We start from the raw sequence: 20,006 nt of genomic DNA, 5'->3' as shown, positions 1-20,006 counted from the left end.
TATTAAACATTTACAAATTATTATAATATGTTTTTTCATCTAAAGTGCCTTCAGTTTTGTCTATTATCAAAGTAATAGTTGCATCTCCTGTTATATTAATAACGGTTCTTAATAAATCAAGAATCCTATCTATACCTGCTATTAGTGCTATGCTATCTATATTAATATTAACTGATGATAGTACCATAGGTAACATTATTAAAGAAGCCCCCGGGATACCTGCCCCCCCTATGGATCCTAGTGTTGCCATCATTATTATAATGATATAATCGTTATAAGAGAGTGTTATGCCTAATGTTTGAGCAAAAAATATAGTAGTTAATCCTAAATTTATGGCCATGCCGTCCATGTTCATAGATGCACCAAGAGGTAAGATAAAAGAAGTACTAGAATTAGAAATACCAAGTTTATTAATACATACATCCATAGTAGTTGCTAAACTTGCTTTACTGCTACCAGTAGAAAATGCTATTAACTGATAATCTATACTTTTTTTGTAAAAAGGTATTGGTGAAATACGCGCAAATAATACTATAAGTATGCCAAATATTATATACTGTAATATCATAGCTATAACAATAGCTATTATCAGCTTAGATAAACAAAAAATTATACTTGTTCCTTGGTTTGCAATGACACATGCAGTTAAAACAAATGATCCATAGGGTGACAATAAAATTATCTGAGATATCATTTTTATGAATAATTTAGAAAGCACTGCAACAGAATTTTTTATTGCGGCATTTTTTGACTGCATTTTATTTATAGTAATACCCGTAAAAATCGCAAAAAACACTACTTGTAATATGTTGTTATTTGTAAAAGAATTTACAATATTATTAGGTATTATGTTGACTATAAAATATACTAAATCGAAATGGCTAGTCATATTTGGAGTATAGTTTAAGAATTCAATGCCTAGATCTAACCCTTTACCTGGTTTTAATATTATTGCTACACATAATCCAAATATTACTGCAAAAAAGGTAGTACTAAAATATGCAAATATTGATTTTGCGCCTACTCTTCCAAGAGACCTAGGATCACTAACGCTTGTTATACCAGAAATAATAGTGAAAAATATTAATGGTAGTATAGTCATTTTAATCAGGTTTAGAAACATGACTCCGAGTGGTTCTAGCAATTTTGAGTATTGTGGATAATATATACCAGATAATATACCGAGAACCAATCCTATAATAACTTTTTGCCATAATCTCATAATTTACATGCTAAATTTGTTACTTAGTTATAAAAGAAATCATACTAGGACGCATCAATTTCTATATTAATTTTCAAAATTATGGTAGAAACTAAGCTTATGCAAGAAGATAGACTATAGTTTTATATTTTAATATATACTAACTAATAGTAATCTATAAGATTGTCAATTTATTTTAATAATCCAATAATCACTGCTAGAACTTAAAAACTATTTTTGACTCTTCTTCTAGAGTTATGGTTTTGATATAATTATCAGCAACTTTTTTATTAGTGGCATCTTTTGCATATTCTCTTAATTGTTCTTCTGAAGGCAGTGCTACACTCCTTGAGTCTATCATTTGTATTACATACCAACCTAAGTCAGTTTTTATAGGGTTAGAAAATTCATTTTTTTTCAGTATAAATGCTATCTTTTCATATTCGTTGCTTATAAACTGACCTTTTTGCATATAACCAGTTTCAATTATATTGTTAACATTTTCAGCTTGATTTTTTTTAGAATTATATTTTTTGCTTAATTCTATAAAATTAGCCCCTTTTTTTAATTTATTTACTACTTCTTTAGCTTGTGCTTCAGTATCCACCAATATTTGTCTGAGATTCACCTCTGTACTTCTATTTTCTCTGAGAGATTTTACAACATCTTGGTATGTTGTTTCTATCATTTCATTAGTAACTAAATTTTCCACAGTTTTTTTTATGAATATTTCTAATAATATACTTTTTTTTGCTTGATCTAGGATTTTTTTAAACTCATCTGACTTTTCTAGGTTAGATTTTTGTATTTCGGACTGTAACTTACGGTATACAACCAAATTTAAGATCAGATTTTGTTTACTTTTGTTGTTTTCTGCATTCCATTCTTTTTCATATTTTTTATATTCATCACGTGATGCTCCTTCTAATAAATCTTCTAAAGTGATATTAACAGTTTTGCCATCTTTACAGTTATAAGTAGCTATTGTTTCAGGTTTTGCAGCAAACGTGAAGTTAAAATTTGCTATGATACATAATGCAATACATGCAAAAATCAAGACTATTATTGATGTATTCTTTATATTTTTAATTTTAGTTTTCATATTATTCTATACCAAGTATCTCAAAATCTAAGAAATATTTTAGTGATCCTTAATGAACACGCCACCCACATTTGTATCTTGAATTCATATTAAAGTCAACTTCAATAATTTATGACGGTTATTATATTCTACTTTATATGGGGAATGTAATTTGCTAATATGGTTATTGTTTGTTAAGATTTACTTTGTTATATTACAAGCATTAATTATGTAAAATATTTATATAGTTTATTCCTATTTACAGATTAATTGTGGTTATACTGTGAGAAAGATATTGTCGAAAATTTTTGGTACTTCAAATGATAGGTTAGTTAATAAGCTTCGTACTCATGTAGATCATATTAATTCTTTAGAGTGCAGAATGTTAGACCTTCAAGATTACGAATTTTCTAATATAACGCGTATGTTAAAAGATAAACTAATGAACAGTAAGTCATGTACAGATGCTTTATTACATGAAGCTTTTGCCTTAGTAAGGGAAGCTGCTAAAAGGGTTATTGGTCAGAGACATTTTGACGTACAGTTAGTAGGTGGTATAATTTTGCACAAAGGTACAATAGCTGAGATGCAAACAGGAGAAGGTAAAACTTTAGTAGCAACATTATCTGCTTATCTAAATGCAGTTTTAGGTAATTCTGTACATATAGTGACAGTTAATGATTATCTTGCTAGGAGAGATTCTTTATGGATGGGACAGATTTTCCAGTTTTTGGGTTTAACTGTTGGGTGTATTACATCTGAAACAAATAATGTAGAGCGGCAAAAAGCTTATAAATGCGATATATTATATGCTACTAATAATGAATTAGGATTTGATTATTTGCGCGATAATATGCAATTTTCATCTGATTGCAGAGTACAAAGCAATTTAAATTATGCAATTATTGATGAAATAGATTCCATATTAATTGATGAATCTAGGACTCCTCTTATTATATCTGGTTCAATAAATGATAAATTAGATCTTTATAGCAAAATAGATGCTGTAGTCAATTCTCTTAGTGATAAAGATTTTGAAAAAGACGAAAAAGTTAAATCTATTAATCTTACAGAATCTGGCATTAATAGAGTAGAAAATATGTTAAAAACTGCTAAAATTATTACTACAGCTGGTCATTCTTTATATGATTTAGAAAATTTATATTTGGTGCATTACATTACCCAATCCTTGAAGGCGCATTTTATATTGACTAAAGATGTAGATTACCTTGTTAAAGATTCTAAAATTATGATAATTGATGAATTTACAGGTAGAGCATTGGAAGGTCGTAGATATTCAGAAGGGCTACACCAAGCTATAGAAATTAAAGAAAAGGTTCCTATACAAGAAGAAAGTCAGACGCTTGCTTCAATCACTTTTCAAAATTATTTTCGTATGTATGATAAATTATCAGGCATGACTGGGACAGCAATGACAGAAGCAGCAGAGTTTAAAGATATATATAATTTAGACGTGATATCTGTTCCTACCCATAATAAAAGCAAAAGAAAGGATCTTGATGACGAAATATATGGTTCTAAAAAGGAAAAATATGCAGCAATACTAAAGCTAGTACAAGAATTGCATGCTAAAGGACAACCAGTTTTAATTGGTACTGTAAATATAGAACAGTCAGAGACTATTTCAGAAATATTGTATAAAAATGCTATAAAACATAATGTGCTGAATGCTAAAAACCATGAGCAAGAAGCACATATTATTGCTCAAGCAGGTCGTTATAAATCCGTAACTATAGCCACTAATATGGCAGGAAGGGGGACTGATATAATGCTAGGAGGTAATGAAGAGATGATTATTAATTCACTAGCTCGTAGTAGTAAAAAAGATATTACTATACAAAAAAAGGAAGATATCTGTACCCAGGTTTCGCAAGAAAAAAAGATGGTAATAGATTTAGGAGGGCTTTACGTAATAGGTACAGAAAGGCATGAAAGTCGTAGAATCGATAATCAATTAAGGGGTAGATCTGGCCGCCAGGGTGACCCTGGTATGAGCAAATTTTTCCTTTCTTTAGAGGATGATTTAGTTAGAATTTTTGCTTCAGAGCGTATTTCAAATATTTTAAGAAAAATAGGGTTAAAAGATGGAGAAGCAATATATCACCCTATGATTAGTAGTTCCCTTGAAAAAGCTCAGAAAAAAGTGGAGGCAAATCATTATGAAATGAGAAAATCCTTATTGAAATTTGACGATGTAATGAATGAGCAACGTAAGATATTTTATAATCAAAGAAATGACGCTATAGAAAATGAAGATATTACAATACTAGTGAATAACATGATTTCTCAGGCGTTACCAGCTATCGTTTTTCAGTATATTCCTAAAAATAGCCATCAAGAAGAATGGAATCTAGAAGAATTATCGAAAATACTATATAACTTATTTTCAATAAAAATTTCTGTTGAAGATTTAAAGGAAAAATATAGCGAACCTACAGAGATAATTGATATCTTGAACCATAGCATTACAAATATCTATGTTGCTAAGCAAAAAAAATATGGTATAGAATTATTTTCAAAAGCTTGTAGGTATCTTGTTATTAGTACTTTAGATCAAGTGTGGAAAGAACATCTTAGTAGTTTAGATCACTTAAGGCAGGGTATATATTTGAGATCTTACGCTCAGCAAGATCCTTTATATGAATATAAGAAAGAAGCTTTTAAATTATTTGAAATCATGTTGACTAATTTGTATCAGTTACTTGTCAGTAGGTTATGTTATCTGAATATTGATATCGAGTATTTAGCAAATAATATTAGTGAATTTAAGAATGATAATTTGTCAAATATTACTATGCACAGAAATATTGATAATAAGGATGATTTATCTGCTAAAGGTCAGCTCTCACCTTTAGTAAAGAAAAAAATTTCTAGAAATAGCCCTTGCCCTTGTGGATCTAATAAAAAATACAAACATTGTCATGGCAAAATTATTAACTATTAATTCTAAATTATTCAAATTACTAGATTATTGATTTTGATTAATATTTTCTAATAATTCCTTTGCAACTTCATTATTTGACTTAATTGCAGATGTTAGTGGAGTTTCACCATCGTTATTTGTAATATTAAAATTTATTTTTCTTTGTATTTGATCATTTTCTGTAAACATTTTTAGTAGATAATTTTTTTTATTAATTGATAATGTATGTATTACAGAGTTTCCTTGAGTGTTTTTCAAATTTAAGATATTTTTTTGAGTATCCTCCAAGAAATTTGATACCAGATAATCAAAAATCCGATTAATTATTCTTTTTTCTTTATTTATAATCTCTATATTTTGTTCGGCAATTTCTTGAGTATCATATATGCCAATTCCGCTTATGTCTTCATCATTTGATGCCAATAGATGTAGCATAGAGTTGCTACCAAATATTACCCCAGTAGTTTGCTCCATATCTATTTTATGTTGTAACAATAGATTAATTATCTTTTCCGATTTATTTACTATAGCATTTAAGAAAAGGTTTGAGTGACTTAATTCATTGCCATGTATTATTTTATCATTAATAATTTTATATTTAATTTCATCATTCTGTACTAATGAAAGCAGTGCATTCATGTTTTCAGCATTATCTTCAGCTATAGTATGGGTTATTATTTGCGTTATTTGTGGCTTTAAAGTATTCTCATAAATATTATGATCAGTTTCATTTAATGGGAATGATAGTAAGTTTCTTGTCCGGCCATCGCTAAAAATTGTAGTATATGTGTTTCCATCAGTTTCATTTAATGGAAATGATAGAAAGTTTCTTGTCCGGCCATCGCTAAAAATTGTAGTATATGTGTTTCTATCAGTTTCATTAAATGGGAATACTGGTAAGTTTGTTGTCCAGACATTGCTAGAAGTCGTAGTATCTGTGTTTTCTGGCAAATATAAATATCGTGGTGGGTAGTATATTGTTGATACACCATTGCTAGGTACAAATGTTAGTCTATTATTTTCCTCATTTAATTGTGGTAACACTGTTTGATTATTATTAGAAATTATAGTACCTGGGTTGCCATCAGTATCATTTAATGGGAATGCTGGCAAGTTTATTGCTCGATTTTCTCTTGATAGGCTAGGATTATTGTCTAATATATTGTGAAATGCAGTTTCAGATGATAATAACTCTTGTTGATCTATCATCTGATTACTATTAGAAGTTGTAGTATATGTATTTCTATCAGTATCATTTAACGGAAATACTAGTAAGTTTGTTGTTCTGACACTGCTAGAAGTTGTAGTATATGTATTTCTATCAGTATCATTTAATGAGAATACTGGTAAGTTTGTTGTCCGGAAACTATTAGAAGTTGTAGTATCTGTATTTCTATCAGTTTCATTTAATGAGAATACTGGTAAGTTTGTTGTCCGGAAACTATCAGAAGTTGTAGTATCTGTATTTCTATCAGTATCATTTAACGGAAACACTGGTAAGTTTGTTGTCCGGAAACTATCAGAAGTTGTAGTATCTGTATTTCTATCAGTATCATTTAACGGAAATACTGGTAAGTTTGTTGTCCGAAAACTATTAGAAGTTGTAGTATCTGTATTTCTATCAGTATCATTTAACGGAAACACTGGTAAGTTTGTTGTTCTGACACTGCTAGAAGTTGTAGTATCTGTATTTCTATCAGTAGCATTTAACGGAAATACTGGTAAGTTTGTTGTCCGAAAACTATTAGAAGTTGTAGTATCTGTATTTCTATCAGTATCATTTAACGGAAACACTGGTAAGTTTGTTGTCCGGAAACTATCATAAGTTGTAGTATCTGTATTTCTATCAGTATCATTTAACGAAAACACTGGTAAGTTTGTTGTCCGGAAACTATCAGAAGTTGTAGTATCTGTATTTCTATCAGTATCATTTAACGGAAACACTGGTAAGTTTGTTGTCCGGAAACTATTAGAAGTTGTAGTCTCTGTATTTCTATCAGTATCATTTAACGGAAACACTGGTAAGTTTGTTGTCCGGAAACTATCAGAAGTTGTAGTATCTGTATTTCTATCAGTATCATTTAACGGAAATACTGGTAAGTTTGTTGTCCGGAAACTATCAGAAGTTGTAGTATATGTATTTCTATCAGTATCATTTAACGGAAATACTAGTAAGTTTGTTGTTCTGACACTGCTAGAAGTTGGAGTATCTGTATTTCTATCAGTATCATTTAACGGAAATACTGGTAAGTTTGTTGTTCTGACACTGCTAGAAGTTGTAGTATATGTATTTCTATCAGTATCATTTAACGGAAATACTGGTAAGTTTGTTGTCCTGACACTGCTAGAAGTTGTAGTATCTGTATTTCCATCAGTATCATTATTAGTAAGATTCCATCTTGGATTGGATAATGTGTTTTGTGAATAACCAATTACATGCATAATATTGATTAAGTATATTAATGATTGCTTTATTACTAACAATTATAATATAAATGAAAAATTTAATCAATATTTATTAATAAATTAAGGTATATTATACTAACATGGTGATAAATTGCTGATAAATAAGAAATAAAACGAATGGATGTGGTTGCGGGAGTAGGATTTGAACCTACGACCTCCAGGTTATGAGCCTGACAAGCTTCCAAACTGCTCTATCCCGCATTATTATTGATTATAGCAATGTACAGCTATACAACATTTTACTAAGTAAGACTTTGTGTATTTACAGAAATCTAGCCATATATACCAAATATGTACCGCTACAAACAAACCTTAGGAGCCTGTTATTCTATGTTTTATTTTAAATTATGTCAAATAATAAAATATCTTTATGAATAATTAATTTCCTTAATGTATATTGGTGATTGTTATAGAATATGTAGTATTTGTTATAGAGATTATATCTAATTCAGTATAACATATTAATTATCACTAATTGCTTGTTAATTCAACAATTTTTACTATTTACTAGATCTAGTTAGATGATATGCAAAAATTAAATTTTGTTCAACAAAAAATGCTTAAGCTTTTAGATCTGATTCTTACAGAGCTAAATAACGGTGATAATTTTTTATTTAAAATACTAAAATTATTCAGAAGAAATGGTAATAAATATAGAGGAGTATATCTGCATGGAACAGTAGGCAGTGGTAAAACTATGATTATGAGAATGTTTTTTAATCGTGTGAAAGGTAAGAAAAAATTTTTACATTATTATCAGTTCATGGAACTTGTACATCTTAACTTAAAATTCATACATAATATTCCAGAAATAAATGTGATAGCCAAGTTAGCATCTGTAATTACAGAGCAGTATAAGATCAAATTATTTTGTATAGATGAGTTTGAAATAAGAGACATCACTGACGCAATGCTTGTTATGAGATTATTTCAATATCTTATTAAAAAGCATGTATTCATTTTTACAACAAATAATATTGCTCCGTCTAATCTATATAAAGACGGCATACAGTATAATGCATTTAAACCTTTTATTGAAATATTAAATAAAAATTTTTTGATATACCATTTTAATTACAATCGAGATTACAGGATATCTAAAATACACCGATATATTAATCGTGTACTATACCCAATTAATCAATATAGTAATCAGGTGATAAGTGATATCAAAACCCAGCTCAATTTAAAGTTATTACCTGGAACAATAAATATTATTCATAAAAATCTTTATTTTAAAAATATGAGTAAAAATATATTATTTACAGATTTTAATGAATTATTCAATAAAACATTAGGTTATGCAGATTACATGCATATTACCCAATATTTTAGATTAATAATATTAGAAAATATAAGAATTATAGAAGAATATGAAGAAAATATGATTATAAAATTTATTAATTTTATTGATAGCAGCTACTTTAATGATACAAGGCTTTATCTGACCTTAACAATAGATCCTAAATTTATATATATATCAGGTAAATATATCAATGAATTTCAACGTACATTATCTAGGATATATTCTATGAATAATGTGATAACCGGTTTAACAGAGCATGATACTCTATCACATAGGTCAGTAGAACATTAATTTACCACTTAATAACAAAGATTATAGTCTCTTACAGGTAATAATTTGGAAAATATCTTTGTAATCCCTCATAATCATTATATGTTTCTATATATTTCTTCTAGTATTTTTTCGATATTTCTTCTTCTACTACATTCTCTCTTTTTGATACTTTCTACAATTTTTCTTTTTTGATATCGTTTCTTTTGTCAGATCAAAGGCATTCTGTACAAAGATTGTAATTTATTAAAGATGCTACCCGTTATTGTGGGCTATTTAGCACTCTTTAATTGTAGTAGCTCATCCTTTACACTTCCTATGTATAAATCTTCGATTTTATATTCTTCTAATTTCGTAATTATTTCGTAATTTTTCTAAACATTTTTTTAAAAAATTCTTCAACATATTTGTCCTTTGTAGGAGAAGTGAAATTCTTTAAAATATCTAAAACATCTTGTGCATATGTATATTTTACATCGTTATTTGCAATAACGAGCTTATTTTTATTGATGCAAACAGCAGAGCGACATTACCTTCTGTATCTGTAAGTAGCATTGCCAATATATCTAATAGAATCTGATCTTGATTTCTAAGAAGAATCTTCGTGTGCTCATTGCTATTAAAGGTTTATTATCCGAGTATTTCTCTTTGAAACCTTTGGTATCTTAAACAAGTTAAACATTTTATTATGTTGATTAATTAACAAGTTTTTAGCAATTTTCAATATCTGCTTCCATGAGTATTTCTCCTAGGCATTTTTCGGTATTTTCTTCGTTTAAGGTCAATATTCCACTATCTTCTATATTTAGATAATAATTTTCTTCATTTTCAAGTTTTGTTAACATTTCTTCTGCTGAAATCTTATTTTGAAGTTTTGGAAAAGCCGACAATACAGCAGAAAAAAACTGATGTTCAGTACAATGACTACCTCCAAAATCTATTGAATTTCTGATACATTCTTTTAGAGCTTCCTTAATACCAAGAGATTTTATTAATTCTTCAGTAATGAACTTTATTAACTCAGGACGAAAATAGCATATTTCATCATCACCAATATACCTACTTGCCATATAAAATATTTTTTTGCTGTTATTTGCAACAAAATCTTTATCCTCTAAACTATTCAAAATAAACTTAAATGTTTCTGTATCCTGTTCTAGTGCAGAGTTGTACAGATAATCTTCTTGTAAAGCAGTGTTAACATTGCCATCCTGCAATATCTTGTTAGCTACTTCATAATGTTTGGCATGTACTGCTTTTAAAAAAATATATCCTATATCCTCAATTTTCCTTCTATCGTGTGTTAACCTATCAAGATTCAGTAACTTCATAGCTGAATCTTGATTAATCTCATCCATTACTTCTGCTACTAAGGAAGTCCAGGCATTTGGCATTGTACGATCATTGGTATAATACTCTTGAAGTGATTCATACATTTCTGGCACACTTTGTAAAATACTTCTATCCTTCTCAGAGAAGGCACTTGTAAATGCTTCCAAAAATTCTTCGTTGATTTTTGCTAATTCTTTAGGTGTATAACTTACATACGAACTTACTGTTTCAATTTCGCTGCCTGTATAAGATTTTTTATACTGAGTTTCATTTTCATTCTGAACACCATATTCTGAAGAAGTAGATCTTACAGAATTAGTATCTTCTTCCAACTTAGCATGCTCTGTAATAGCATTTGAACTTTCATTATTTTTTTTATCAGTTTTATTATCCATATAAGTAAGAGATTGATTGTATTAATATAAAGGATTACTAATATGGATACTATATTAAGCTTAAAAAGCTTTAACAATTATAAAGTTTTTGTATCATATAGAATAATTTATTTTAACTACTAGTTGTTGTATTTAAGTCTTAAAACTATATAAAAAACGAAAATTAGTAAATTGCAGCAGAAAACATGAAGTATATAAAAGAGTCTAAGATTAGCAAATTATTTTTTAAGTTTACATAAATGTGATGAACAGATAGTCTGAAAATTGATAAGTTAGAAAGAATCTAAAACACATCACCAAAATTATTCATAAATTACATTAAGGAGGAATTAATATTATAGTTTTAATGTTAGCAAATAGGAATTGATTTTTTTTGAATGATTTTTCTCAATATTGTCAATATTAGCTATAAATTTATGGTCAGCATATTAACTTCAACTCATCACTAAAAATATTGATATACGTAATAGCTATATCAGTGACATCACTACTTTTGCAGTGCTTTCCTACAGAGATGACTTTTTAGATAGCAAGTTCACTGTTTCAAAATGAATTCACAATAGGAGAAATAGCAATGATAGTCATACTAACAGTAGAAGAAGTAAATTTGATACTAAAGGATATGCTTCACAAATAGTTAAGTAGATTAGTTATAAACAGATGATTCTTAGATCAATCAGTCATTACCTAGTTTTTTAGTAGCTTTTTCATCTCCTGGTAATATAGATTTTTGAGGCCCCTTCCAGGGTGATACGAAGTCAAATTCTCTAAATTCCTGTTCTAATTTAACAGGTTCATATATTGTTGTATTGAGATCTGTATCGTATCTTAGTTCTAGATGGCCAGTTAGCGGAAAGTCCTTACGTAATGGATGCCCTACAAAATTATAGTCTGTGAGTATTCTTCTTTTATCGGTTAATCCTTCAAATAATACACCAAACATGTCAAAAGCTTCTCTTTCATACCAACATGCAGATTTAAATACTGAAACAATAGATGGTACATATTTATTTTCTATCGTAGATAATTTTAATATTAGTCTTTGATTTAGTTTTAAACTCAATAGATTATATGTTATTTCAAATCTTTCTTGTTTTGAAATAAAATCTGTTACGAATAGATCTGTTAATATAGTAAATTTTGTATATGTGTTCAATTTTAGAAAATTTAATACCGGAATTAAACTTTCTTTTTTATGTAGCATATAAGCAGTAAAATTTTTAATGTCCAGCTTTGTATAGCTATTATCAGTAATAAACTCTTCAATAAGATTATTTAATTTTGTACTTTGTTTGTTCATAAATAAGATACTTTACTATTAAAAATTTTGATGAATATATCAAGTTTTACAAATTATTTATTTTTTATATATTATGTTTTTGTATAAATTCTTTTATTTTAATTAGAGTAAACCAAGTTTCTTTTTTTTTAATAGGATTTCTTAATAAATATGAAGGATGGTATATTATTGTTGTACATATTGATTTTTTCAGGTATCTATTATTATAAGAGTAAAAATTTCCTTGTATTTTACTAATAGGATCATTAGTTTGCATCAGGGTATTGGTTGCTGTACTACCGACGAATATTAGTAGTTTAGGATCGATTAAACTAATATGTTTTTCTACAAAAGGTTTTGTGATTTCTGTTTCTGATCTACTTGGCTTTCTGTTACCAGGAGGGCGCCAAAATATAGTATTAGTTATATATGCATTTTTAGATCTTGTAATATTGATGCTGGATAACATTTGGTCTAATAATTTTCCACTCTCTCCACAAAATGGTATACCGTATTTATCTTCATTTGCTCCTGGAGCTTCACCTATTAACATAATTTTTGCGTTATTGTTACCATCGCTGAATACTGTATTAGATGCAAATTTTTTTAATTCACATTTATCAAAATTTAGGATCATCTTTTTAAGATGTTTTATATCTGAAATATCCTTTATTTTATCTCTTATGATTTCTATAGTTTCTACAGTTTTTTTATCTAGATCTTGTAATTCTTTTTCTGAGTGACCTACCATATTGTAATGAATATTATTGATTGTGTTTAAAGATCTTGTTTTACTACAACTTAAATTGCCGCTACTGAGTTGATTTTGTTTTTTATCTAGTGTTATTTTTAAATTACTTAGACAATTTTTTTTGGTGAAATAATATTGAATATCAACTTCTTTTAAAAATTTGAAATATAAAAGCTTATTTTTAGAGAAATTCATAAACTAAATGCTGAAAGATAAATTGCGTTGATTTAAATTACTTACAGAATTGACTTATAAGAAGTAACTACTATTATACTGCTATCCTGGTAGAATATTTTTATGCTTAGTAATATTTGTAATATCTTACGAATTGTATCAAATATCAGTTTTTATATCTATTTAAATCATAAAATATGTTGAAATATTTAGAATTTAGAGTATCTAATTTATACCACAAAATGAGATTGGATAAAGCTTTATCTTTAATGTATACTCATATTTCTAGAACCAAAATACAGCAATTAATAAAAAATAATAATGTTACTTTAAATGCTCATTTAGCTAATGATTCTTCTACCTTAATCAACACAGATGATTTGATTAGTTTAAAGTTAGATTTACAGGAAGTTGTAGATATCACAGCAAAAGATATTGAAATAGATATTCTATATGAAGATGGCGATTTAATTATTGTGAATAAACCTACAGGACTTACAGTTCATCCAGGTGCGGCACATTACAATGATACACTAGTTAATGCTTTGATGCAGCATAGTGATGAATTATCGAATATAGGTGGTATAGTAAGGCCAGGAATAGTGCACAGGTTAGATAGGAATACTTCAGGGTTAATGGTTGTAGCCAAAAATAATAAATCACATGTTAATTTATCACATCAAATACAAAATAGATCATTTGCTAGAAAATATTATGCATTAATTTGGGGCAAAATTAATTCTCAAGGTTGTATTAATTTTCCTATTGCTAGGAGTAAGCATAATCGCAAAAAGATGGCCGTGCGCCATATTAAAGGTAGAAATGCTACTACCCATTATAAGTTATTAAAATATTTTTATAATGATTTATTTAGTTTAGTAGAATGTAGATTAGAAACTGGGAGAACGCATCAGATTAGAGTACATATGGAGTATATCAAGCATTCTATAGTAGGAGATTCTGTGTATAGAGGAAGTGCTACTACATATCTACCTAAACTATCTTCTAGCATTAGTGATTTACTTAATTTATATACAGAACAGCTATTACATGCCTTTTATATTGAGTTTCAACATCCATCTAGTGGTAAGATAATGGAATTTTTTCAGGATATCCCAAAAAAATTTGCTGATTTATTAAAATTCTTAGAATCATTTGATATATGATATATCTTTAGATTTAATATTAATATATAATCTAGTTGTTTTCTTTATTTGTGGTTTTATTAGCACTTAACATCAATAATTTATGTTCAAGTTTTTAAGATATATTTTTTTGGATAAGCTGGTATCTATTTTTTTGTTGTTTGTTATTGGATGTAGTGAAGTTCAAGATTCTAGAAATGAAGTTTTAGTGGTTGGTACTAGTGCGGATAATCCTCCTTATGAATTTATACAAAATTCACAAATAGTAGGTTTTGATATAGACCTTATGAAGGAGATAGCTAAGTCTTTTGATATGAAATTAGTATTTAAAGATATTGATTTTTCAGGATTAATTACTAGCTTAGTAAGTAAAAAAGTAGATTTAGTTATTGCAGGGCTTAGTGTAACTAAAGAACGTAAAAAAAGAGTTGATTTTTCTATACCTTATCTAGAAACAGTACCTGTGTTGATTTTTAAAAAACGATCTGGTTATAGTAGTGTTGCTGATTTGGGTGATAAAATTATTTCAGTACAGTTGGGTACTATATTTGCTAATATTGCGCGTAATATTACTAAAAGATATAAATCCCATGTAGATTTTTTTGGTAATAATTTATTATCAATTCAAGCTTTATTGCGTGATAAAACAAATGCAATAATTTTAGAACAATCACAAGCAGAAGTTTTTATTGATACACATCCAGAACTTACATATTTTATCTTAAATGAAGCCAAAACTAAATTCTCAATTGCTATGCGTAAAAAATATCCATTTAGGATTATGATTGATGATGCTATAAATCATTTACAAAAAAATGGTACTATTGATAAATTGTTAAAAAAATGGAATATTTATCAGTAATATTTAGTTGAGATTATGTGAAATGAATGCTACATGATATATTAAAATGGCTATTAAATTAGGTTTTTGTGGTTATACAGGTAAATTATGTCAATCTATTATAACTATAATTAATAATAGCAGTACTAATGAATATCTAATCACTGGGTTATTTAATAGTAAAAACTCTGTTTCAGATCTAGAAGTATTTTGTGAGAATTCAGATATTGTATTAGATTTTTCTACTCCTAATATAGTTGCTGATTTATTATATTATGCTACAAAATCCAGGACTAAGCTAGTAATAGGCACAACAGGTTTGGCTGCAAAACATTTTAGTTTAATTAATAAAGCTTCAAAGTTAATACCGATATTATATACAGAAAATACTAGTATCGGTATGAATTTAATTAGTATTTTTTCAGCAAAAATAGCAGCTATATTAAAAGAGCATGATGTAGGAATTATTGATATACACCATAAACAAAAAAGAGATTCTCCTTCAGGCACATCATTTTTAGTAGCGGATTCTGTACTATCAGCCAGGATTAATAAAAAAAATGGTATGAGATTCACAAAATGTGATCAATTTAAAAAAAAATTATTAAATAACAATATTAGTCTATCTAGCATAAGGGCAGGTGGAGTTACTGGTATTCATTCGGTATTATTCGCTGATGATAATGAACTAATTGAAATTAAACATCAATTTATGAATAGGTCTGCTCTTGCTAATGGGGCATTGATAGGAGCAAGATGGATTAATTCAAAGTCGTGTGGTTTATACTACATGAATGATTTAATACAGGATTTATACAATGTATAATACTTCTACTAAGATTATCTATACTATAGTTATTAGTATAATGTTATATTTTAATAAGTTATAGATATTACTTTTATGTTATTTATTTTAAAACATAGTTTAAGAATTTTTACAATATTTTGTGTATTTAGTAGTTTTATATATATGTGTCTAGCTAACGGTGATACATCAGGTAATACTACAAATGTCAATGCTGCAGTAAATGCGGCGGTAAATGATGTGAATGTTAATGTTTATATATCTGGAATAGAAAAAAATACTATTAATAATTATGAACCTAAAAATTTTGCTACTAATAACAATTTATTAAGGTCAACTGGTGAAGTGGAGAACCATTATAGTAATAAGATTATTATATTTGGTAAAGTATTTTCTAGAAATCGTAAATTTGTTTCAGATGCTAAGATATTTATTTGGCAATTGGATGATAAAGGAAAATACCCATATATTCCTTTAAGAACAAAATTTAGAGATACTGAACTAATAGAAAATAATCCATCTTCTTTTCAAGGTAATGGTCTGACTTATAGCAATAACTTAGGGGATTTTTATTTTGTCACTCAAATGCCAGCTTCAGTAAAAAATGTATCTTATGTTAATATTAGGATAGAGCTAGACCAGTACCGATTACAAATTAAACAAATATTAAATCAAAATCTTAAAAAGGCCAGCTCAGAATTTATTGAAACCAACATTCCGCAGTTTATACTAGAATATTCAAAGCTGAATAATATGAAAATATATTATTCAGACATTTTACTGGATTTAAACTTGTAAATATTATTTAAATTGAAAGTTATGTTAACAATTCACTAATTTTTCTAGTTTATACTCCTTGTATAGTCTGTATAATTCATCAAATCCGCCTATATGCTCATTTCCAATGAATATTTGAGGTACAGTCTTTCTGCCATTGGATTTGTTTAACATTTCATTTCTCGTTTGTTCATCTGAAGCTAAAATTTCTTTGTATTGCATTTTTTGGCTATTGAAAAGTTCTTTAGCTTTAATACAGTACGGGCAAAGATCAGTAGTGTAGATTATGATTTCTTTTTGCATAAATTACTTATATAATTGATGTTTGTACAAGTGTTTATAAAATAATATACAAATTAATGTTAACTGAATTTTAAACTTATTGCAACTTGTTTATGAATATTTTAAGTATTGATCTATTGATTAAATAAATAAATTATTTCAATGTCAGTACAAATGTTTGATCTAAAATCTGATTATGGCCCATCAGGAGATCAACCAAAGGCTATTAATTATATTGTAGACTCTATTACAAAAAATACTAAAAATCAGATGATATGGGGCATTACAGGTTCTGGTAAAACATTTGTCATGGCTCAGATTATAGCTAAACTTAATAGGCCTTCTTTGATAATGGTGCATAATAAAACTTTAGCTGCACAGATCTATCAAGAATTGAAGTACTTATTTCCTAATAATGCAGTTGAGTATTTTGTATCATATTATGATTATTATCAGCCAGAAGCTTATATAGCCAAAACAGATACTTATATTGAAAAAGATGCTTCGATAAATGAATATATAGATTTGTTGCGCCATTCTGCTACTAGATCTTTATTGGAGCGCAGAGATGTAATTATTGTTTCATCAGTATCTTGCATATACGGGATTGGTTCCCCAGACCTGTATTTGAAAATGAGAATTACATTAGAAAAGTTTAAATCTTATAAAAGAGAATCTTTGCTTTCAAATTTTGTAAATTTGCAATATACCCGTAATGATGTTGCCTTTCAGAGAGGGTGTTTTAGAGTTAGAGGTAATGTTATTGATATATTTCCTTCGCACTATTCTAATATTGCTTGGAGATTGGTTTTTTCTTTAGATCAGCTTGAACAAATTTATGAATTTGATCCATTAACAGGCAATACAATTAAATCGCTAGACATGGTTGTGATATATGGTAATTCACATTTTGTTACACCAAAATCTACTATAGATAATGCTGTTATCGAAATCAAAAAAGAATTACGAGAATATAGTGCAATCTTAGAGAAAGAAAATAGAATTTTAGAAAAAACAAGGTTAGTTCAGAGAACTAATTATGACATAGAGATGTTATCTACTACTGGTAATTGTAAGGGAATAGAAAATTATTCGAGATTTTTAACAGGCAGAAGTGTAGGGCAGCCTCCTCCTACATTGTTTGAATATCTCCCAGAAGATGCATTGTTATTTGTAGATGAAAGTCATGTGATGATACCTCAGATAAGATCAATGTATAATGGAGATCGAGCTAGAAAATCATCGCTTGTAGATCATGGATTTAGGTTGCCTTCGGCTCTTGATAACAGGCCTTTAAAATTTGAAGAATGGTTAGAATACAGACCTCAGACAGTTTTTGTATCTGCTACTCCGAGTGTGTTCGAATTAGATTTATCTGGTAAACATATCGTAGATTTAATTATACGTCCTACTGGATTACTTGACCCGGAATGTATTGTTAAACCAGCAAAAAACCAAGTAGAGGATCTTCTATACGAAATTGATCATATTGTATCGTTAAATCAAAGGGTACTCGTTACTACTTTAACAAAAAAAAATGCTGAGGATATTACAGATTATCTAAAAGAGTTAGGGAAAAAAGTAGAATATTTACACTCTAACATAAAAACTCTTGAGAGAGTACAGATTATTAAAGATTTAAAAGAAGGAGTGATTGATATAGTAGTTGGAGTTAATTTATTAAGAGAAGGATTAAGTATTCCAGAATGTATGCTCGTTGCAATATTGGATGCTGATAAAGAAGGTTTTTTGCGTTCTGAAGTATCTTTAGTACAAACTATAGGTAGAGCTTCAAGAAATGCTAATGGAAAAGTAATACTTTATGCAGATAATCTAACAGAATCTATTAAAAAAGCTATTGATATCACTAATTATAGAAGAAAAATTCAAAAAGAGTATAATCAATTAAATTCTATTATCCCTAAAACTGTAGAGAATAAAATTTATGAGTTAGACCATTTTAATAAAATGACTAATATATCAAAATCAGAGAATAAAATATTAGGTAAAAAGAATATTAATATCAAAAATATACAAAAATATATAAATAAATTACAGATTAAGATGAAAAAAGCTGCAACAAATCTTGATTTTGAAAACGCAATAGAAATTCGAAACGAAATAGAAACATTAAAAATGTCCGTAATAGACTTTGCTGAATGATTAATTACTGATAAATAATATGATATATGATACTAATAATATTGCCATTGTTCAAAGTAAGCATTATAGGTCAGGCCAGATATCTGATATCTTGAAGTCTTTTATTTGTCCGGTAGAACCAGAAAATGCTGACATAATTGTTATTATAGGTGGGGATGGAGAATTTCTTCGTGGCTTACATCAATATATGCATCTAAATATACCATTTTATGGTATTAATACTGGTACAATAGGGTTTTTGATGAATGATTTTTATAAAGAAAGTTTTTTATATGATTTACAAAATGCTAAATCAACTTATTTATATCCTTTAGAAATAATAGCTAAAGATACATCTAATAACATATATCACTCTTTGGCTATTAATGATATTGTAATGTCTAGACAGAGTAACCAAACAGCAAAAATTGTTATTAGTATAGATAATTCAGTGGTAATGCAGGAGTTGTTTGCAGATGGGATATTAGTAGCTACTTCTGCAGGCAGTAGCGCTTATAATTTGTCTGCCGGTGGGCATATAGTACCTATAGAATCAAAATTACTTTGTATTACGCCTATATGTCCATTCAGGCCACGAAGGTGGAAGGGAGCACTTATTTCTAATAAATTGGTTATCAACCTTAAAAATTTAGAACCAGAAAAAAGGCCTACAAGCGTGGTGGCGGATTTTAAAGAATTCTTAGATATTAAGGAAGTATCTATTAGTTCAAATAGTCTAAAGTATATTGAGTTATTATTTAATCCAAACTTTAGTTTTGAAACTAAAATAATGCAAGAGCAATTTAAGTTATAGA

General features: G+C 28.1%; 15 protein-coding genes and 1 tRNA gene. 8 read left to right on the top strand and 8 right to left on the bottom strand.

Annotated elements, in window-relative coordinates; translation table 11 throughout:
- Window positions 1–10: 10 nt before the first annotated feature.
- Both IHI24_RS00990 and IHI24_RS00985 read right to left on the bottom strand, forming a co-directional pair.
- Entirely contained in the window at window positions 11–1,222 is a 1,212-nt protein-coding gene (locus tag IHI24_RS00990) for a dicarboxylate/amino acid:cation symporter (RefSeq protein ID WP_194966205.1), read from the bottom strand.
- A gap of 196 nt (window positions 1,223–1,418) precedes the next feature.
- A complete protein-coding gene (locus IHI24_RS00985) occupies window positions 1,419–2,303 on the bottom strand; it encodes a peptidylprolyl isomerase (protein ID WP_194966204.1) in 885 nt (294 codons plus the stop codon).
- Window positions 2,304–2,565: 262 nt separating this feature from the next.
- On the opposite strand from IHI24_RS00985, the gene secA reads away from it, so the two are divergent.
- Window positions 2,566–5,247, top strand: a complete 2,682-nt coding sequence (secA, locus tag IHI24_RS00980) for a preprotein translocase subunit SecA (RefSeq protein ID WP_194966203.1) — start codon at window positions 2,566–2,568, stop codon at window positions 5,245–5,247.
- Between the two features lie 24 nt (window positions 5,248–5,271).
- Here the strand turns inward: secA and IHI24_RS00975 are convergent, their stop codons facing one another.
- Window positions 5,272–7,668, bottom strand: a complete 2,397-nt coding sequence (locus tag IHI24_RS00975) for a hypothetical protein (protein ID WP_194966202.1) — start codon at window positions 7,666–7,668, stop codon at window positions 5,272–5,274.
- A gap of 148 nt (window positions 7,669–7,816) precedes the next feature.
- Window positions 7,817–7,893, bottom strand: a tRNA-Met gene (locus tag IHI24_RS00970).
- Between the two features lie 325 nt (window positions 7,894–8,218).
- Between IHI24_RS00970 and zapE the strand changes: the two genes are divergently transcribed.
- Window positions 8,219–9,289, top strand: coding sequence for a cell division protein ZapE (gene zapE, locus IHI24_RS00965; protein ID WP_194966201.1), 1,071 nt, complete (start codon window positions 8,219–8,221; stop codon window positions 9,287–9,289).
- 689 nt (window positions 9,290–9,978) lie between these two features.
- On the opposite strand, the gene IHI24_RS00960 is transcribed toward zapE, so the two are convergent.
- The 3 genes from IHI24_RS00960 to IHI24_RS00950 all read right to left on the bottom strand — a co-directional run bounded on the left by IHI24_RS00960 (window position 9,979) and on the right by IHI24_RS00950 (window position 13,220).
- On the bottom strand, window positions 9,979–10,995 hold the full coding sequence (locus tag IHI24_RS00960; protein WP_194966200.1) for a hypothetical protein: 1,017 nt from the start codon (window positions 10,993–10,995) through the stop codon (window positions 9,979–9,981).
- A gap of 676 nt (window positions 10,996–11,671) precedes the next feature.
- On the bottom strand, window positions 11,672–12,295 hold the full coding sequence (locus IHI24_RS00955; protein ID WP_194966199.1) for an NADH-quinone oxidoreductase subunit C: 624 nt from the start codon (window positions 12,293–12,295) through the stop codon (window positions 11,672–11,674).
- Window positions 12,296–12,359: 64 nt separating this feature from the next.
- On the bottom strand, window positions 12,360–13,220 hold the full coding sequence (locus IHI24_RS00950; protein WP_194966198.1) for a uracil-DNA glycosylase family protein: 861 nt from the start codon (window positions 13,218–13,220) through the stop codon (window positions 12,360–12,362).
- A gap of 176 nt (window positions 13,221–13,396) precedes the next feature.
- Between IHI24_RS00950 and IHI24_RS00945 the strand changes: the two genes are divergently transcribed.
- From IHI24_RS00945 to IHI24_RS00930, 4 genes are all read left to right on the top strand, one after another.
- Window positions 13,397–14,365 carry an RluA family pseudouridine synthase gene (locus IHI24_RS00945; protein ID WP_194966197.1) on the top strand — a complete coding sequence of 323 codons (969 nt, stop codon included), beginning with the start codon at window positions 13,397–13,399 and terminating at the stop codon, window positions 14,363–14,365.
- Window positions 14,366–14,447: 82 nt separating this feature from the next.
- Entirely contained in the window at window positions 14,448–15,206 is a 759-nt protein-coding gene (locus tag IHI24_RS00940) for an ABC transporter substrate-binding protein (protein ID WP_194966196.1), read from the top strand.
- Between the two features lie 46 nt (window positions 15,207–15,252).
- The gene (dapB, locus tag IHI24_RS00935) at window positions 15,253–16,011 is read left to right on the top strand and encodes a 4-hydroxy-tetrahydrodipicolinate reductase (RefSeq protein ID WP_194966195.1); all 759 of its coding nucleotides are present in this window, start codon (window positions 15,253–15,255) and stop codon (window positions 16,009–16,011) included.
- A 144-nt stretch (window positions 16,012–16,155) separates the two neighbouring features.
- Window positions 16,156–16,788, top strand: coding sequence for a peptidase associated/transthyretin-like domain-containing protein (locus tag IHI24_RS00930; protein ID WP_194966194.1), 633 nt, complete (start codon window positions 16,156–16,158; stop codon window positions 16,786–16,788).
- 24 nt (window positions 16,789–16,812) lie between these two features.
- Here IHI24_RS00930 and grxC read toward each other — a convergent pair whose 3' ends face one another.
- Complete coding sequence (gene grxC, locus IHI24_RS00925) at window positions 16,813–17,070, bottom strand: glutaredoxin 3 (protein WP_194966193.1); 258 nt, start codon at window positions 17,068–17,070, stop codon at window positions 16,813–16,815.
- Between the two features lie 141 nt (window positions 17,071–17,211).
- Here grxC and uvrB point away from each other — a divergent pair, with 141 nt between their 5' ends.
- A complete protein-coding gene (uvrB, locus tag IHI24_RS00920) occupies window positions 17,212–19,212 on the top strand; it encodes an excinuclease ABC subunit UvrB (RefSeq protein ID WP_194966192.1) in 2,001 nt (666 codons plus the stop codon).
- A gap of 19 nt (window positions 19,213–19,231) precedes the next feature.
- Window positions 19,232–20,005 carry an NAD kinase gene (locus IHI24_RS00915; protein ID WP_194966191.1) on the top strand — a complete coding sequence of 258 codons (774 nt, stop codon included), beginning with the start codon at window positions 19,232–19,234 and terminating at the stop codon, window positions 20,003–20,005.
- Window position 20,006 lies beyond the last annotated feature (1 nt).

The sequence above is a fragment of the Rickettsia endosymbiont of Cardiosporidium cionae genome, from assembly GCF_015476335.1.
Lineage (GTDB): Bacteria > Pseudomonadota > Alphaproteobacteria > Rickettsiales > Rickettsiaceae > JADHZC01.
This window is presented reverse-complemented; position numbering and strand designations above follow the sequence as displayed.

Bases quoted from the DNA above. Each gene is read 5' to 3' on its own strand.
- IHI24_RS00990 (WP_194966205.1), bottom strand. From the start codon at position 1,222: ATGAGATTATGGCAAAAAGTTATTATAGGATTGGTTCTCGGTATATTA.
- IHI24_RS00985 (WP_194966204.1), bottom strand. From the start codon at position 2,303: ATGAAAACTAAAATTAAAAATATAAAGAATACATCAATAATAGTCTTG.
- IHI24_RS00975 (WP_194966202.1), bottom strand. From the start codon at position 7,668: ATGCATGTAATTGGTTATTCACAAAACACATTATCCAATCCAAGATGG.
- zapE (WP_194966201.1), top strand. From the start codon at position 8,219: ATGCAAAAATTAAATTTTGTTCAACAAAAAATGCTTAAGCTTTTAGAT.
- IHI24_RS00960 (WP_194966200.1), bottom strand. From the start codon at position 10,995: ATGGATAATAAAACTGATAAAAAAAATAATGAAAGTTCAAATGCTATT.
- IHI24_RS00955 (WP_194966199.1), bottom strand. From the start codon at position 12,295: ATGAACAAACAAAGTACAAAATTAAATAATCTTATTGAAGAGTTTATT.
- IHI24_RS00950 (WP_194966198.1), bottom strand. From the start codon at position 13,220: ATGAATTTCTCTAAAAATAAGCTTTTATATTTCAAATTTTTAAAAGAA.
- IHI24_RS00945 (WP_194966197.1), top strand. From the start codon at position 13,397: ATGTTGAAATATTTAGAATTTAGAGTATCTAATTTATACCACAAAATG.
- IHI24_RS00940 (WP_194966196.1), top strand. From the start codon at position 14,448: ATGTTCAAGTTTTTAAGATATATTTTTTTGGATAAGCTGGTATCTATT.
- dapB (WP_194966195.1), top strand. From the start codon at position 15,253: ATGGCTATTAAATTAGGTTTTTGTGGTTATACAGGTAAATTATGTCAA.
- IHI24_RS00930 (WP_194966194.1), top strand. From the start codon at position 16,156: ATGTGTCTAGCTAACGGTGATACATCAGGTAATACTACAAATGTCAAT.
- grxC (WP_194966193.1), bottom strand. From the start codon at position 17,070: ATGCAAAAAGAAATCATAATCTACACTACTGATCTTTGCCCGTACTGT.
- uvrB (WP_194966192.1), top strand. From the start codon at position 17,212: ATGTCAGTACAAATGTTTGATCTAAAATCTGATTATGGCCCATCAGGA.
- IHI24_RS00915 (WP_194966191.1), top strand. From the start codon at position 19,232: ATGATATATGATACTAATAATATTGCCATTGTTCAAAGTAAGCATTAT.